This window comes from Camelimonas sp. ID_303_24 (assembly GCF_053543495.1).
Genome location: NZ_JBLLJM010000011.1, coordinates 127,022 through 142,883 on the forward strand (window position 1 = coordinate 127,022; position 15,862 = coordinate 142,883).

The 15,862-nt window shown below is 65.9% G+C and carries 13 protein-coding genes; 7 read left to right on the plus strand and 6 right to left on the minus strand.

Annotation, left to right across the window (positions count from 1 at the left end; translation table 11 throughout):
- Positions 1-7 precede the first annotated feature (7 nt).
- From ACERNI_RS11865 to msrB, 3 genes are read right to left on the minus strand one after another with little or no spacing between them, the layout of a single operon-like run.
- The gene (locus ACERNI_RS11865) at positions 8-475 is read right to left on the minus strand and encodes an SRPBCC family protein (RefSeq protein WP_448833498.1); all 468 of its coding nucleotides are present in this window, start codon (positions 473-475) and stop codon (positions 8-10) included.
- Positions 476-498: 23 nt separating this feature from the next.
- Positions 499-1,206 carry a peptide-methionine (S)-S-oxide reductase MsrA gene (gene msrA, locus ACERNI_RS11870; RefSeq protein ID WP_448833499.1) on the minus strand — a complete coding sequence of 236 codons (708 nt, stop codon included), beginning with the start codon at positions 1,204-1,206 and terminating at the stop codon, positions 499-501.
- Positions 1,207-1,233: 27 nt separating this feature from the next.
- Positions 1,234-1,641 carry a peptide-methionine (R)-S-oxide reductase MsrB gene (msrB, locus tag ACERNI_RS11875; protein ID WP_448833564.1) on the minus strand — a complete coding sequence of 136 codons (408 nt, stop codon included), beginning with the start codon at positions 1,639-1,641 and terminating at the stop codon, positions 1,234-1,236.
- Positions 1,642-1,994: 353 nt separating this feature from the next.
- Here msrB and ACERNI_RS11880 point away from each other — a divergent pair, with 353 nt between their 5' ends.
- A complete protein-coding gene (locus ACERNI_RS11880) occupies positions 1,995-2,759 on the plus strand; it encodes a metallophosphoesterase family protein (RefSeq protein ID WP_448833500.1) in 765 nt (254 codons plus the stop codon).
- 17 nt (positions 2,760-2,776) lie between these two features.
- Here the strand turns inward: ACERNI_RS11880 and ACERNI_RS11885 are convergent, their stop codons facing one another.
- Positions 2,777-3,703, minus strand: a complete 927-nt coding sequence (locus ACERNI_RS11885) for a cation diffusion facilitator family transporter (RefSeq protein ID WP_448833501.1) — start codon at positions 3,701-3,703, stop codon at positions 2,777-2,779.
- A gap of 234 nt (positions 3,704-3,937) precedes the next feature.
- Here ACERNI_RS11885 and ACERNI_RS11890 point away from each other — a divergent pair, with 234 nt between their 5' ends.
- From ACERNI_RS11890 to ACERNI_RS11900, 3 genes are all read left to right on the plus strand, one after another.
- A complete protein-coding gene (locus tag ACERNI_RS11890; protein ID WP_448833502.1) occupies positions 3,938-4,729 on the plus strand; it encodes an enoyl-CoA hydratase in 792 nt (263 codons plus the stop codon).
- Positions 4,730-5,064: 335 nt separating this feature from the next.
- Positions 5,065-6,189 (plus strand): DUF2218 domain-containing protein, encoded by a 1,125-nt coding sequence (locus ACERNI_RS11895; RefSeq protein WP_448833503.1) that lies wholly within the window; start codon positions 5,065-5,067, stop codon positions 6,187-6,189.
- A gap of 277 nt (positions 6,190-6,466) precedes the next feature.
- Positions 6,467-7,111: a TetR/AcrR family transcriptional regulator gene (locus ACERNI_RS11900; protein WP_448833504.1), complete on the plus strand. Its 645-nt coding sequence runs from the start codon at positions 6,467-6,469 to the stop codon at positions 7,109-7,111.
- Here ACERNI_RS11900 and ACERNI_RS11905 read toward each other — a convergent pair.
- Positions 7,087-8,994: a flavin-containing monooxygenase gene (locus ACERNI_RS11905; protein WP_448833505.1), complete on the minus strand. Its 1,908-nt coding sequence runs from the start codon at positions 8,992-8,994 to the stop codon at positions 7,087-7,089. The genes ACERNI_RS11900 and ACERNI_RS11905 overlap by 25 nt on opposite strands.
- Before the next feature lie 684 nt (positions 8,995-9,678).
- Between ACERNI_RS11905 and ACERNI_RS11910 the strand changes: the two genes are divergently transcribed.
- Both ACERNI_RS11910 and ACERNI_RS11915 read left to right on the plus strand, forming a co-directional pair.
- Positions 9,679-11,235: a TerC family protein gene (locus ACERNI_RS11910; protein WP_448833506.1), complete on the plus strand. Its 1,557-nt coding sequence runs from the start codon at positions 9,679-9,681 to the stop codon at positions 11,233-11,235.
- Between the two features lie 114 nt (positions 11,236-11,349).
- Positions 11,350-11,799 (plus strand): thiol-disulfide oxidoreductase DCC family protein, encoded by a 450-nt coding sequence (locus ACERNI_RS11915; protein WP_448833507.1) that lies wholly within the window; start codon positions 11,350-11,352, stop codon positions 11,797-11,799.
- Between the two features lie 59 nt (positions 11,800-11,858).
- On the opposite strand, the gene ACERNI_RS11920 is transcribed toward ACERNI_RS11915, so the two are convergent.
- Positions 11,859-12,536, minus strand: a complete 678-nt coding sequence (locus ACERNI_RS11920; protein ID WP_448833508.1) for a DUF1045 domain-containing protein — start codon at positions 12,534-12,536, stop codon at positions 11,859-11,861.
- Positions 12,537-13,180: 644 nt separating this feature from the next.
- Between ACERNI_RS11920 and ACERNI_RS11925 the strand changes: the two genes are divergently transcribed.
- Positions 13,181-15,799, plus strand: a complete 2,619-nt coding sequence (locus tag ACERNI_RS11925; RefSeq protein WP_448833509.1) for a LuxR C-terminal-related transcriptional regulator — start codon at positions 13,181-13,183, stop codon at positions 15,797-15,799.
- The last annotated feature ends 63 nt before the right edge of the window (positions 15,800-15,862 follow it).

The window sequence follows — 15,862 nt, forward strand, 5'->3', positions numbered from 1 at the left end:
GCAGGGATCAACGGTAAAACCCCTCGCGCAGCCGGAGGCCATGCTCAAGCCAGGCTTTCATGGCGCACAGCATGCCGGTCCAGCCTTCGCAATTGCCGTAGGACGCCCTGACCCCCTCCGGCGTTTCGGACCATCCGGTTTCGGCAATCCGCACCAGGGTGCGGTCATCATCCAGCGGCTCGAAGGTCATGGTCACCGTTGTCAGCCGCGCGCCAGAGGCGTCGGGCGTCGCGGCGCCTTCCGCCGCGTCCCAGCGCAGCACAATGCGGCGGTCCCTGTCGACGTCGATGACATGCACCGGAAAGGCGCCTGGGAAATCATGAAAATCCCAAGTCACGGTCGCGCCGGGCTCCAGCCGCCCCCGCGCGCCGCCGGTGGTGAAATAGGCTGAAAGCTGCTCAGGATCGACAACGGCCTCGAAGACGGCGCTGGCCGGGCGCGCGATGCGACCGCTGACGGTGAAACCTGGCTCCATGGCGCAACTCCCGTATGTTCCTGTCACTGGACGCCCGCTTGCGATGTCAGCACGGGCTGCTCCCGGTAGCGATCAGGGAACAGCCGTTTCAACTGGTCAAGCTTTGGCAGGTCATAATAGGCGATATAGGGCGCGCGTGGATTCAGGGTCATGTAGTCCTGATGATATTTCTCCGCCGGATAGAACGGTTTGTCGCTCTCGATGGTGGTGGCCAGCGGCGCGCCGTAAACGCGGGCGCCGTCCAGCTGCGCCACATAGGCTTTCGCCAGCCGCGCCTGATCGGGGGTCTGCGCGAACACCGTGGAGCGGTATTGTGAGCCCACGTCCGGCCCCTGACGGTTTTTCTGGGTCGGGTCGTGCGCCGCCGAGAAATAGATCTGCAACAGCCTGCCATAGCTGATCTGCCTGGGGTCGTAGGTAATGCGCACCGCCTCGGCATGGCCGGTGTCGCCGTTGCCCACCGCCTCATAGTTGGCGCTGGCGGCGCCGCCCCCCGCGTAGCCGGAGACGGCGTTGGCCACTCCGCGCACATGCTGGAACACCCCCTGCACGCCCCAGAAGCAGCCGCCGGCAAACACGGCGGTCGCCATCCGGTCGCTGGCTGGCGCCGGTTCGTCCAGCGCCGGCGGGGGAATGGCCACGCCCTCCCGCGCCCCGGCCGGCGCCGCCGCCGCGACAGCCAGTAACGCCGCCGCTCCCGTGACAAAACCACAATGAAACAACCGCTTCATGATGCGCACTCCACCGTGTCCGCCTGGTCAGGACGTCGTGGGACGGAAGGCAAGGGCGAGCCCGTTCATGCAATATCGCAGCCCCGTCGGCGCCGGGCCGTCGCTGAAGACATGGCCCAGATGGCCGCCGCAACGGGCGCAATGCACCGCTGTTCGCTCCATGCCGAATGACCGGTCCTGCTCCTCGCCGACGGCCTGGTCGCGCGGCTTCCAGAAGCTTGGCCAGCCCGTTCCACTGTCAAATTTGGTTCTGGAATCGAACAGCGGCTGGTCGCAGCCGGCGCAACTGAAAACGCCCGCGCGGTGCTCATTGTTCAGGGGGCTGGAAAACGCCGGTTCGGTGCCGGACTTGCGCAGGATGTCATACTGTTGCGGCGTCAGCTTCCTGCGCCATTCAGCGTCGCTGAGGCTGACCGGATAGATCGTCCCCGCCATCGCCAGCGGGGGACTGGCCAGGGGCGGACTGGCTGCACACAATGCAAGGCCGGCGCCGGCCAGCATGAAGGACCGGCGTGAGCATGTCCCGCCGGCATGCCCCGCCCGTCTGCCTTGTGGGCGCCAGGGTCTGACCGGTTCGCGCATCATGGCCATGTCTCCCGTCCAGCCGGCATTCTGGCGCGCACATTGGGGAGGAATTTCGACGGCGACGGGCGCATCACGCCAGGCGAACGCCGTTCCCCCGACAGGGCGCGCGCCGTCCCGGAGGCGGCGTGAAAACCGGATGCCAGACCAGACGCATGGCAGGACCAGACGCACGAAAGAACCAGATGCATGAAAGGACCAGTTGCTTGAACGGTGAGAGCGAAGACGCGGCCGGAACAGTGTCGCTGCCACAGGCGCGCGGCCCGGACGGACTGCGATTGTACGCCGTCGGCGATATCCACGGCCGCCGCGACCTGCTGGAGCAGATGCATGCGCTGATCGATGAGGACATCAGGCGCGCCGGCGCCGCCGACTGGCGGGTGATCTATCTTGGCGACTATGTCGATCGTGGCCCCGACAGCCGGGGCGTGCTCGACATTCTGTCGTCGCTGCGGGGGGATCCGCGCCGCATCATGCTGGCTGGCAATCACGACGCCGCGTTTCTGGCATTTCTTGACCAGCCAGACCTGCGGGGCGTGTTCGCCAATCACGGCGGTGCCGAAACGGCCAGATCCTACGGCGTTGACATGAATTTCTGGGATTATGCCGATGACCCGGACGCCCTGTCGCGGGATCACGCCCGCCTGCGGGCGGCGTTTCCCGACGCCCACCGGCAGCTTCTCGAAGGGCTGGCGCATTCCGTCAGCTTTGGCGATTTCTTCTTCTGTCACGCGGGCGTCCGCCCCGGCGTGGCGCTTGATCGCCAGAGCCTGGACGATCTGATGTGGATCCGCGCGCCTTTCCTCAAGACCGAACAACTTCACGCGAAAGTAATCGTGCACGGCCACACCATCAGCTCCCAGCCTGTGGTGCGCGCCAACCGCATCGGCGTCGATACGGGGGCGGTGAAGAGTGGCCATCTCACCGCACTGGTCGTTCAGGGCGGCCAGCGCGCCTTCCTCGCCACCTGAGCAGCGGGGTCCGGGCGTCAGTCAGCCCATTCGGGGTCGGTGGTGAAGGCGATGGTCAGCCAGCGATCCGGCGTGTCGTCGCCGATCATCGTCCCGACTTCATCGCGGATGCGATCCCACTCCCGCAGCATGCGCGGCGGGTCGTTGGCCGGGACAATGAAATACAGCTCGATCTGCCGTCCACGCCCGACCTTCGCGACATAGGAGCGCCAGGAAACGAAGCCGTGGCGGCGCGCGACTGTTTCCGCAACCGTGTCCACATGCTGCTTCAGATCGGTGGGCGTCACCAGCAGGATCTCCGAGAACGCCTGCCGGATTGTCCCCGCCGGGGCGGGGATGATCGCCAGACACACCAGCGCCAGCACCACCGGGTCGACGTATGGCGTCAACCATTCCATGGCTGTGCCCTGGATGAAAAAGCCTATGGTGAACGCCACCAGCAGCGCCGCCGTGAGCGCCGACGACATGAGCCATGACCTGACGTCGAGGGCGACGAAGTCGGACTGGATCGTCCGGTTGCGCCGGTGTTCGAAAAGCGCCATCGACACCGTGATCAGCAGGGTGATGACCGCGTAAACAATGGCGGGACCAAAGGCGAGTTCGCGCCCGCCGTCGATGATGCTGCCGATGGCGTTGATGAAGGCGTAGATCGCCGCGCCGGTCAGCAGGATGCCGTTCAGGCCGAGCACCATCGGCTCCAGGTGCCAGAAACCCATGGTGAAATGCTTCACCAGATTGTTGTTGCCCGGCTCCGACGCCGTCGAGGTGGCGATCAGCCGGGCCACGATGAGCGCGACCATGGTCATGATCGCGTCTGTCAGGGCGTACATGCCATCGAAAATCACGGCATAGGAGCCAGAGAGCAGGCCGAAAATGATGCCGATCGCGGCGACGATGAATGTAACGCCAGTCGAAAGGCGCAGAAGGCCCTGTTCCGTGTCCACCGGATTCCCTCACTGAAAGCCTGGGGCGCAATGCTGATGCGGCGCCGGCGGGAAGGCAAGCGGCCCGTTGCGGGCGCAAATCCTTTCTGGCGCCCGCGCCGCGCGGCGTGGCTGCGGTGGTTGACGCGGCGGCCATGGCGCGGGACCAATGACGTTCCGCGACAATAACGGGCGGCGCGACCGCGACGACCTTGCGGGCCGCCGGACCAGCGGAAAGCATCAGGAGGAAACACCATGTCGGATGTCGTCATCGAGCAGCTTGAGGACCGGCTGCTGACGTTGACCATGAACCGCCCCGAAAATCGCAATGCCCTGAATCCGGCCCTGTGCGAAGGGTTGGTGGCCGCCACCGCGCGCGCCGCCGCCAATGTGGACGCCCATGCGGTGCTGCTGACCGGCGCCGGGCCGGCGTTCTGCGTCGGCGGCGACGTCAAGGCCATGGCCAGCGGCCAGGGCCGGGAGCTTTCGACCGATGATCGCGCCTGGAGCCTGCGCGGCTGGATGGAAGCGTCGCGCCTGCTGCACGACATGCGCAAACCCACGATCGCCGGCATCAATGGCGCGGCGGCGGGCGCCGGCCTGTCGCTGGCCCTGGCCTGCGATCTGCGCATCGCCACGCGGTCGGCGAAAATCACCACGGCCTTCGCCAAGGTGGCCCTGTCCGGCGATTTCGGCGGAACCTATTTTCTGACCCGCCTTGTCGGCAGCGCCAGAGCCCGCGAGCTTTACTTCACCTCGCCGCTGCTGACCGCTGATGACGCCCTGCGCCTTGGCCTGGTGAACGAGGTGGTGGATGACGCCGAATTCGTCGAAGCGGCGCGGGCCTACGCCCTGAAGCTGGCGCATGGCCCGCGCGTCACGCTCGGCTACATCAAGCACAACATCAACATGGCTGAAACCGCATCGCTCGAAGCCTGCTTCGACAATGAGGCGATCAATCACACCCGCTCCGGCGGCACGGCCGACCATCGCGAGGCGGCCGCGGCGTTCGTCGAAAAGCGCCAGCCGGTGTTCCGGGGCTCCTGAGCGGCGGCCTGACATACGGCGTTGCGGCCGGGAAAGTCCCGGCGCAACGCTCCCGCGATAGGGAGGCGCGCTGTTCCCGGATTTTTTGCGAAACTATTTTTGCGCGCGGCAATGTCAGCGCATCGAACAATCGGAAGGGGATGAGGCAAGTTTTTTGTAAGGGTTCTTGTTTATATTCTGGAATGAGAAAGAATAAAAAACATAGTATTTGAAACATTATCTCCGATTGGCTACCCCGCTGGCGCAAGGAGCGCTGGCAATGCTGTTCATCAGGATTTGTCCGGCGGCTCTGTGGCGCATGGCGTCGTTGATGTCTGCACATCCGGAGATCCAGCATGTCCCTGCAAACCCGGGAGTTGCCCGCAGCCTTTGCCTGCGAGGCCCAGACGCGCGTCAGCGTCTCTGCCCCTGGCGCGTTGATCGATCGCGTTTTCGCGCTGTTTGATGGCCGCGCCGCCTCTGTCCGCCGGGACGAGGGTGGGGTCACCGCCAGTCTGTTTTCCGGCGAAGCCGCGCTGCGCGAAACCCCATCTGGTCTGGTCGTTACCCTGCGGGCGCCGGACGAAGGCGCGCTGTCGACCCTCAAGAGCCTGATGGCCAGCCAGATCATCGCCCTTGCCGGGGATGAGCGTCCCGCCATCGTCTGGACCGGAGACGGCGCCGACGCCCGCGTCTTCCCCAATTTTCGCGAGATGACCGTGCGCCGCATCGTCGACGTGACGCCGCACATGCGCCGCGTCACCCTTGCAGGGCGCGATCTGGGGCGGTTTGCCGCCGGCGGCATGCACCTGCATCTGCTGATCCCGCCCGAAGGGCTGGCGCAGCCGGAATGGCCAACCCCGGGGCCCGACGGCCTGCCGGTGTGGCCGCCGGAAGCGCGGCGCCCGCGGCTGCGCACCTATACCGTGCGCCAGGTCGATCCAGTTGCTGGAACCCTGGACGTTGATTTCGTGTTGCATGGCGATCCGGCGGAAAGCGTCGGCTCGCGCTGGGCGGCGCGGGCAAGACCCGGCGACCTGATCGGCGTGCGTGGTCCCGTGGGCCGCGCCGCGCCCGAGGCTGACTGGGTGCTGCTGGCCGGCGATGAAACGGCGCTGCCGGTGATCTCGCGGCTGCTGGAAAACCTGCCGGCGACGACGCGCGGCGTCGCTCTTGTCGAAGTGGCCGACGCCAGCGAGGAGCAGCCGCTGCATTACGCGGCGGATATCGAGCTGCGCTGGCTGCATCGCGGGGCTGCCGCGGCTGGTGAAACGACCGCGCTGACCGACGCCGTGCGCGCCATTCGCCCACCCGCCGGCTCCGGACGCGTCTACGCCATGGCCGGGACCGAGCACACAGCTGCCCGGGCCATCCGGGCCTTCTGGCGCGATGAGCTCGGCTTCGACAGGCGCGACATGATCGCCGCCGCTTACTGGCGACTTGGGAGGGCCGAAGACGACCGGCGGGCGGAGCGCGACTGATACCAGTGCCCGGTGAGCCTGACTCACCGGGCACTGGGGAAGCCCGTGCGGCGCTTGAGCAAATCAGAATGCGGACGCGTCAGCATCTTCGCATTCTGGTATGAATGCGCGAAACGCCGGGCCTGGCCGCGCCGTGCCTTCCACATGCTCCGGTGAATCCGTGCGTCTGGCGTTCCGCGCGCACTGGATCTGACGCGAAGCGGTATCCAGGGGGCCGGAAAACGCTCTATAACTCGGCCAGCGCCGGCCCGCGCGCTGGTTTCAGGCGGAGAGTGAGTTGAGCGGAGAGACGCGGAAGCGGACACGGCGGGAAAAGCAGAGCGACACGCTGGAAGCCCTCGTTTCCGCAGCCATCCAGGTGGTGGGCAATGAGGGCTACGCCGCCGCGTCGATCACCAAAATCACCGCTTTGGCCAATGTGGCCAACGGCACATTCTACAATTATTTCGACAGCCGGCAGGACCTGTTCGACCAGTTGCTGCCTATTGCCGGCGAGCGGCTGATCGCCCACCTGCGCGCCAACGTCGCCCACGGCGTCACCGGGCTGGAGCGCGAGCGGCAGCGCATCTGCGCCTACTTCGATTATCTGCGGCTCAACCCCGGCTTCATCCGCATCTTTCACGAGGCGGAGATCCATGCGCCGCGCGCCTATGCGCGGCACCTGGAGGCCTATCTGGCCGGCTATGGCCAGGCGCTCGGCCGCAGCCTGAACCTGAACGAGCTGGGCCGGTTTTCCCGGGAGGACATCCCGGTGCTCGGCTATCTGCTGATGGGGATGCAGGACTACATGGCCATGCTGTTGCAGTCGCCTGGCAGCGATGTGGACGCGGAGCGGATGGTCTCCGTCTATCTGCGTCTCATCGGCATGGGCGGCCTGTTCGTCGAGGCGGCCCCTCCTCAACCCGTCCGCGCGAACTCATAGGCGTCGGGGTCCATGTCGTGGGTCATGCGCCAGTAATCGACAAAGCGGTATGGCATCACCGACACCACGCGGCCGGCGGCGTTGCGGTAATAGGTGGTCATGCCCCGGTGCGACCAGATCATGTCCCGGTGCAGGTCATCGATTTCCTGCACGTGGGCGTCATGCGCCTGCTGGCGCACTTCGGCTGCGGTCGCGGCGGCTTCGGTCTGCTGCACGATGCAGGAGGCGATGTAGCGGCTCTGGCATTCCGACTGGAAGATGACGCTGCCGCCATGACCCGGGCCGGTGTTCGGGCCGAGCATGTTGAAGAAGTTGGGGAAGCCTGGCACGGAGATGCCCAGGTAGGCCGACGGGTTGTCCTCGCCCCACAATGATTTGAGCGTCACGCCGTCGCGGCCGGTGAGGTTCAGCTTCGCCGCCATTTCCGTGACGCGGAAGCCGGTGGACACCACCACGACGTCGGCCGGGCGCGAGGTTCCGTCAGCCGTGACGACGCCGGTGGCGTCGAAATGGTCGATGGCGTCCGTCACCAGCGCCACGTTCGGCTGGGTCAGCATGCGATACCAGCCATTGTCGAGCAGGATGCGCTTGCCATAGGGCGGATAGTCTGGCGTGCATTTGGCGATCAGGTCGGGCCGGCCGGCCAGCTCGGCCTGGATGAAGTCGGCCAGTTCCTGGCGGTGGCGGTCGTTGGTTTTGTTCACCGCCCGCTCCGGGTGCGGCCACTCCGGGTCGATCTTCAGGAACGGCAGCAGCCCGTCGCCATAACGCCAGAACATGTTGAACCGGAACCATTTGGCGTAAAACGGCAGATGCGCCAGCAGCCATTGGGCGCCGTCGCTGATCGGGTCGGCGTAGCCCTTGACTGGCCGCACCCATTGCGGCGTGCGCTGGTAAATGTCGAGCGCCGCAACCTTGCCGGCGATGCTGGGCGCCATCTGCATGGTGGTCGCGCCGGTGCCAATGATCGCCACGCGCTTGCCGGTCACGTCCAGGTCGTCGCTCCAGGCGGTGGAGTGCAGGATCTGCCCCTGGAAGGCTTCCTCGCCTTTGAACGGCGGCCGCGACGGGTCGTTGAGCTGGCCGATGGCGCTGACCAGACAGGGCGTTTCCAGGGTCTCCTCGCCGTCCGGCGTTTCCAGCGTCGCCATCCAGACATGGCGCGCCTCATCCCAGCGCGCGCCGGTCAGCCCGGTGCGCGGACGGAAATGCTGGCGCACGCCGAATTCGTCTGCGATGCCGGTGATATAGTCGTACAGTTCGTCGCGCTGGACGAAATAGCGGCTCCACGGATAGGCCGCGCCGAAGGAGAACGAATAGGAGTGGTTCGGCGTATCGACGCCGCAACCTGGATAGCGATTCATGTACCAGACGCCGCCGATGTCGGCGTTGCGATCAATGATCGTGTAAGGAATGCCCAGCCGGCCCAGCGTCACGCCCAGCGCCACGCCGCAAACGCCGGCGCCGACGATCAGCACATGCCGGCGGCGCAGGGTCTCCGCGTCCGGTTGCGCCCGCCAGGTCACGTCGCGCGAGACAAAGCCCATCTCTTCCTGCATCAGCGGCGCGTATTCCGGCGATACCCGCTCGCCCAGGGTGGCGTCCATCATCTTCAGCAGCGTCGCGTCGTCCGGCGCCGGGATGGCGGGCCGGGCGTCCGGCCGGCTGAACGCGTCGATGATCGCCGCGCGGATCTCGTCCTGGATATCCGGCGGCAGGCCCGCGTCAGGGTCGGGAATCAGCCGCACGTCGCGGCGCGGCGCGTATGGCGGCTTCAGCCAGCGATCGTCGCCGGTCATGTGATACAGCACCATCAGCAGCACGCGGATGTCGCCGTCCCTGAGATGGTCGCCCAGCCGGGCGTTTCCTGCGAACTGATCCATTATTGTCCGTTATCCCTGCGCGGTCGTTTGTGGCGGGCGTCGCCCCACAAGGGCGTTGGCCGCTTGCCCCGCCACGCCAGGCGGGGGATAAAAATGAATAATGAACCAATATTCATTTTTATCACGTCGTCAACATGGCGCCCCATGCAATGGCGTCGGGAAGGGGGCGGCGCCGGAAAACGCGGAAGCTTGAGCAAGGCGCGGAGCCTGGAGCACGACGCCGGGCCTGGGGAAAAACACAGGTCTTGGGGAATTCTTTCACAAGATTGCAGGGCGTGATAGATTGCCGCCGCAATAGCCATCAATGTTGGGAATGAACGCGCACAATGCCAGATGAAGGCGACAGTACAGGCGAAAGTCCGTACCGAACAGGGCTGGCCTCCACGCCGGAAGCCAGCATTTTCTTCCCGACACATCTTCCAGTCCCGCAAAGACGCCCCCCGGATGTCCGGTCAGGGGCTTTTTGTGCGTTGGCCCGCGCGTCAGGCCGCCGAGTTGTGTTGGGGGCTCCGGACGCGCATGCGGCGCGGATGATGCCCGCCGCCTTCACGCTCCGCCGCGCCAGCGATGCCGCAGGCGCGCCGTTTGAGCAGCCGGGCAGGGCGCGGGAATGGGGAAGCGGCGGCGCACCGGGCGGATCGCCGCGCCCGCTGTCCCCGACAGTCGTTTAATCAGGGTATGGTCATGGAGTTTCTCGCAGATCCACATATCTGGGTCGGCCTCACAACCCTTGTCGTTCTCGAAGTCGTTCTGGGCATCGACAACCTGGTGTTCATCGCCATTCTGGCCGACAAGCTGCCGCCGGAGCAGCGCAGCCGCGCCAGGCTGGTTGGCCTGTCGCTCGCCCTGATCATGCGCATCGGCCTGCTGTTTTCGATCTCCTGGATCGTCAAGCTGACGGCGCCGCTGTTTTCGGTGGGGGCGTATTCGTTCTCGGGTCGGGACCTGATCCTGATCCTTGGCGGCGTCTTCCTGATCGCCAAGGGCACCATGGAGCTGCACGAACGGCTGGAGGGCGACCACAAGACCGGGGCCAGCAAGGTCGTACACGCGGTTTTCTGGCAGGTTATCGTCCAGATCGTCGTGCTCGACGCGGTGTTCTCGCTCGACAGCGTCATCACCGCCGTTGGCATGGTCAATGAATTGTGGGTGATGATCGTCGCCGTGTGTATCGCCATGGCGGTGATGATCGCGGCGTCCGGCCCGTTGATGGCATTCGTCGCAAAACATCCCACGGTGGTGATCCTGTGCCTTGGCTTCCTGCTGATGATCGGTTTCAGCCTGGTGGTGGAGGGCTTCGGCTTCCATATCCCCAAGGGCTATCTTTATGCGGCCATCGGCTTCTCGGTGCTTATCGAGGCGGCGAACCAGCTCGGACGCCATAATCGCGAGAAACTGATCTCCACCGGCGATCTGCGCGAGCGCACCTCCGAAGCGGTGCTGCGGATGCTGGGCGGTCGCGTCGGCGAGCAGCCGCTTGGCGAAACCGTCGACGTCATCGCCGGCCAGGCCGCCCGCGGCAATCTGTTCCGTCAGGAAGAGAAGGAGATGATCCGCGGCGTGCTTGACCTCGGCGAGCGGCCGGTCAGTTCCATCATGACCCCGGGCAATGAAGTGGAATGGCTGGACCTGAACCGGAGCGACGCGCAGCTTCTCGCCGACATCCGCCGGCTGACCCACAGCCGCGTCGTGCTGGCCCGCGGCGGCGTCGACGACTTCGCCGGCGTGGCCGTCACGCGCGAGTTGCTCAATCTGCTGGTGGACGGCCGGCCCGTCGACTGGGCCCGCGTGGCCCGCCAGCCGGTCGTGGTTCCCGAGACCACCGACGTATTGAAGGTGATGGAGCAGATGCGCCGCTCGCCGGTGCAGATGGTGATGGTGGTGGACGAGTATGGCTCGCTGGAGGGCATTGCCACGCCCACCGACGTGCTGGAGGCCATTGCCGGCGAATTCCCGGACATGGACGAGGAAGCGGCGGTGCTGGAGCGCCAGGACGACGGCTCGTGGATCGTTGACGGCTTCATCGACATCCGCCAGCTCAGCGGCGCCCTGGAGCGCGATCTGGTGGATGAATCCAACCGCTACTCCACCCTCGGCGGCTATATCCTGACCCGGCTCGGCCATTTGCCGGCGGCGGGCGAGAGCCTGGAGGCGGACGGTCTGCGCATGGAGGTTCTGAACCTCGACAAGCGCTCCATCGGCCGCGTGCGCATCGTTCCGGTGAGCGACTGGGATATATGAGGCGCTCCTGGTCGCCCCGGCTGTCCGTTTCCGTTTGAAACCTGTGACCGGGGCACTATGCTTGCGCGTACGCAACTTCTGGAGAAAGCCGCCGGAGCGGCTCAGGGGAAGCTCATGCGCGCGCCTTTTTCGTTTCTTGATGACCCAGCCGTGCCGGAATTCGACGCCTCCCGGCCGCTGGCGGTGATGGACGCCAGTTGCGCCCTGTGCAGTTGGGGCGCCCGGATGATCAACCGTCTCGACCGTAGCGGCGAGGTGCGCATCTGCGCGGTCCAGTCGTCGCTCGGCGGGGCGCTGCTGGCGCACTACGGCCTGGATGCGCGCGACCCGTCCACCTGGCTGTTTATTGATGGCGGTCTCGCCCACCGCGATCTCGACGCGGTGATCCACGCCGGCCGCCGCTTCGGCGGCTGGGCGCGGCTGGCGGGGGTCTTTGCGCTGCTGCCGGGGCCGGGGCGCGTCTGGCTATACCAGCGCCTCGCCCGCAACCGTTATGCCTGGTTTGGCCGCGGCGACATGTGCGCCATTCCCGACCCCGCGTTGCAGCGACGGCTTCTGCAATGAATGGCCAGGCCCGGAAACGCGCGCCGCGCCGGCCCTGCCCCAGCTTTCCGGTCAGCCGTTCAGCCGGTCAACTCATGGCGTGAGACGACCCGGAACGGGCCGCCGCGTTCATTCTGCGCAAGCAGGGTCAGGGCGTCGATGGTCAGGTCCAGGGGGCCGAACCAGGCGCCCAGGGCTGTCCGCCACGCCGCCAACCGGTCGTCGGGGAGGGCGTCGCTGAGCGTCATGTGAAAGCGGAACGCTTCAAAGACATAAGGATAGCCCCAGCGCTGCTGCAGGGCGCGCTGGCGCGGCGGCAGGCTGTCCGGCGGTCGCCTGGCGAGGTCGGCGGGCGTCAGTGGGGCGCGGAAGTCGTCGAACCAGGCCACCGTCTCCGCCGCGAACATTTGCAGCGCCAGCGACGGCGTCTCCGGCTCCAGGGCGACAAAGTCGCCTGGGCCGGCAACCCGCATGGCCCCGATGTGGACCGGCGCCGTGTCCGCCGCCCAATCGGCGAGCCGCGCCTGCAACTGTCCGGCGCCGGTTCCGCTTCTCAGGCTGAATGGGGGCTTGATGGTGGCGTGGAAGCCATATTTCCACGCCTCCTGAATGCTGGCGGCCAGTTCGGCGGCGGGAATGCCGGCGGGGCCTTCTGGCGGCGTCCTGATCCCGGAATAACAGTCGTAGCCCAGCAGCGCGCTGCCCCGCTGGTGCAGCAGGCTCTGGGGCGCCGGAGTGAAGTAGATGGCGTAGCGCAAGGACTCTATCCGTATGGCGGCGCGCCTGGTTGAAAGGACACAGGCGCCGGCGTTGGCCGGGAGTAATGGCATCCGGGGAGGGCGAAACGGCGCGGCACCAGGTTGGCCGCAGGCTCACAACGCACCAGCCGGAAATGCATGGCAATCCCTGGTGGCGCAAAAGATGGCGCAGGAAGTGGCGCAGGAGCATGACGCTGGCGTGACGGCGCCAAAGGCCGGGGGGACGGATGCGCCGGAGAGACGGATGCGCCGGCACGCAAGACACGAGCACGAAGACACCAGCATGCAAAACACCAGCACGCAAGGCGCATGGGTTATGTCGCGGCCCGCGCGACGCAAGGCATGCCGCACAGGGACATGCGTAAAGCCGGCTTGAACTTTGCAGGGCGCGGGCGCGCCAGCAGCGTCGGGGTCTGGTTCGGGCTGATATGAAAGCCCCATGCACAGACGCAGTTGCGACGGACAACTGCCGCCCATTGCGCCGGCTGGCTATTGGAGTATCGTTTCAGGAAAGGCTGGCGCGAACGACCAGCCGCCAGGGAACGTCAGGCGGGAGGAGTGCGGCTTTCGTGACGTTGGTCAATCGACAGCTGGAACTGGAGGCAATTGCAGGCAGACCCATCTCGGCTACACAAGCCGCCAAGATGACGCCACCCGCACTTGTCGCCACACAGGTGGTTCGCAACCGGATCTGCGATCGGGTTTGCGCTGCGAGCGATGCGCGCCTGGTCCTGTTCCAGGCGCCAGTCGGCTTTGGCAAGACCACCGCCATGCTGCAATGCCGCGCGGCATTGGCGGCGCAAGGCGTAAACACCGCGTGGATTACGCTGGAGCGATCCGACAATCAACCAGGGCAATTTGTCGCGTGCATGGAGCTGGCTGTACGCCAGTTGAGCGCGGCTGGAGAGCGGGAGCCATTCTCGGCGCGGGTGCTGGAATGGCTGCTCCGCTCCAGCGTGCCGTTCGCCATCTTCATCGACAATATGGACCTGATCGACGAGGAGACCATTCTGGCCCTGCTGCGTTCGGTCATTGAGCGGTTGCCGCGCGGCGGCCGCATCGTGATTGGCGCGCGCACCGCCCCGCGTCTCGGCCTTGCCAGGTTGCGCGGACTCGGGATGCTGCTCGAGCTGGACGCCGATGACATCCGCTTCACCCGTGAGGAGACGGAGCAGTATTTTCGCCTGCGCTGCCTGCCGGGACTGTCGCATGACGCCGTCCGGCGTCTGCACGAAAAGACCGAAGGCTGGGTTGTCGCCCTGTGCCTGGCGGCGATCTCCATCGAGCGGCAGGGCGATGGGGGGGATTTCGTCGAGCGGTTCTCCGGCTCGGCCTGGGCGATTGCCGACTACCTGACGGAAGAGGTGCTGGCGAGCCAGCCGGAGGACGCGCGCCGGTTCCTGCTTCACACCAGCATCCTGAAGCAGCTCGATGTCTCAATCTGCCAGGCGCTGCTGCCGGATATTGATGCGCAGGCCATGTTGCGCTCGCTGGACAGGCAGGGACTGTTTCTGCTGCCCGCAACAGGTCAGGAGCAGGCGTGGCGATACCACACGCTTTTTGCTGACTACCTGCAGTCCCGCCTCGTACTTGAAAGTATTGAAACCATCGCGACGCTGCATCTGGCGGCCGCGCGCTGGTATGCGGAGCGCCAGCGACCTGTCCCCGCCATCGATCATGCGATTGAGGGCGGCGATTATGCGCTCGCCATGTCGCTTTTGCGGCCAAATGCGCGCCGGTTGCTTGAAGACGGCCGGATGGGTCTGCTGGCCCGCTGGTTCCGGGCCATTCCCCCGTCAATGCTGCGCGAGCACACCGAACTGGAGATCATGTCCGTCTGGGCCACGCTGTTCACCCGCGGTCCTTGGGTTGCTGCGGATGAGCTGGCCAGGTCAGCGCGCCCGGATGCGGACGAGCCCAGCATCATGGCGCATCGCAATGCGCTGCATCCGACCATCCTGGCGATGCAGGACCGTTTTGACGAGGCCCGCGCCGCGGGGGTGGAAGGGCTGGCGCGCATGCCCACCGGCGACCGTTTCGCCGACACCATTCTCTGCAATGTCATGGCCAATGTTTTCATGTTCGCCGGGGAGGACAGGGAGGCGCAGCGCATGCTGGATGAGGCCCGCCGCCATCAGGGGGCCGGCATTTTCAACCACATGTTCGCGGAGGCGCTTGAGGGCATGCTTTGCCTGCAGCGCGGCCGGCTGCAGGAGGCGGTCATCCGGTTTCGCAGCGCGGCGCAGACAACGGGCGCCCCCTCCCACGGCTATGCGAAGGGTAATGTCTGGGCCGGCGCACTTTACGCCGCAGCGCTTTATGAGATGAATGATCTGGAGGGCGCGGACCAGTTGCTGGGCGTGCATTTGCCCCTCATCAGTACGCTCGCCCTGCCGGATCACACCATTATTGGCCATGTCATCGCCGCGCGGATCGCGTTCATGCAGCATGACATTCCGCGGGCGTTCGACCTCGTTGCTGGCCTGGAAAATATTGGCCACCGCCGCCAGAACGCCCGCTTCGTCGCCAGCGCCAAGCTGGAGCGCAGCCGGCTGCATCTGTTGCAGGATGACGCCCAGGCGGCGTTTGGCGAACTGGAGCGCGCCGCGGCCCTGCCGGTTTGGGAGCGTATCGGCCGCCAGCATTTGCCGGCCCAGGAAATTGAGTATCTGGAGCTGGCGCGGCTCCGGTGGGAGATCCATTTCGGCGATGCAACCAGCGCGCTCCCGGCGCTGGAGCGGGAAATCGCCGCCGCGCTCAATCAGCGCCGCCTGCTGCGCGCAACCCGCCTGCGCGCGTTGAAAAGTCTTGCGCTGCAGCGGAGCGGCGACCTGCCGGCCGCGATGGAGACGCTTGCGGGCGTCCTCCAGCACGCCGCCCGTGAGGGCTTCATGCGCCTGCTGCTTGATGAGGGGCGCAGGCTGGCGCAACTCGTCGGGTTGTTTCACGCGTCAATGGAAGACATGCCGGCGAGAAGTTGTGACGCTGCCCTGGCGTCGTATGTCCAGCGGTTGCTGCGGGCATTCGGGCCCGTCGCCGCGCCGGAGGCGGGCGGCGCGCCGCCCATGGAGGCTCTGACCCAGAAGGAAATAAAGGTGCTGCAACTCGTGGCCGACGGCCATTCGAATTCGGCGATCTCAAAGAAACTTGTTATCTCGGACAGCACGGTCCGCACGCATCTGCGTAACGTCAACAGCAAATTTAACGCCAGAAGCCGGACAGAGGCCGTCGCGATTGGGCGGCGGCTGCAGATCATAAGATAATCGCGAAACGTAGGTGCAGTGGTGGGGTCGATGACGATCTGGGCATTGATGCCAGATCAAATA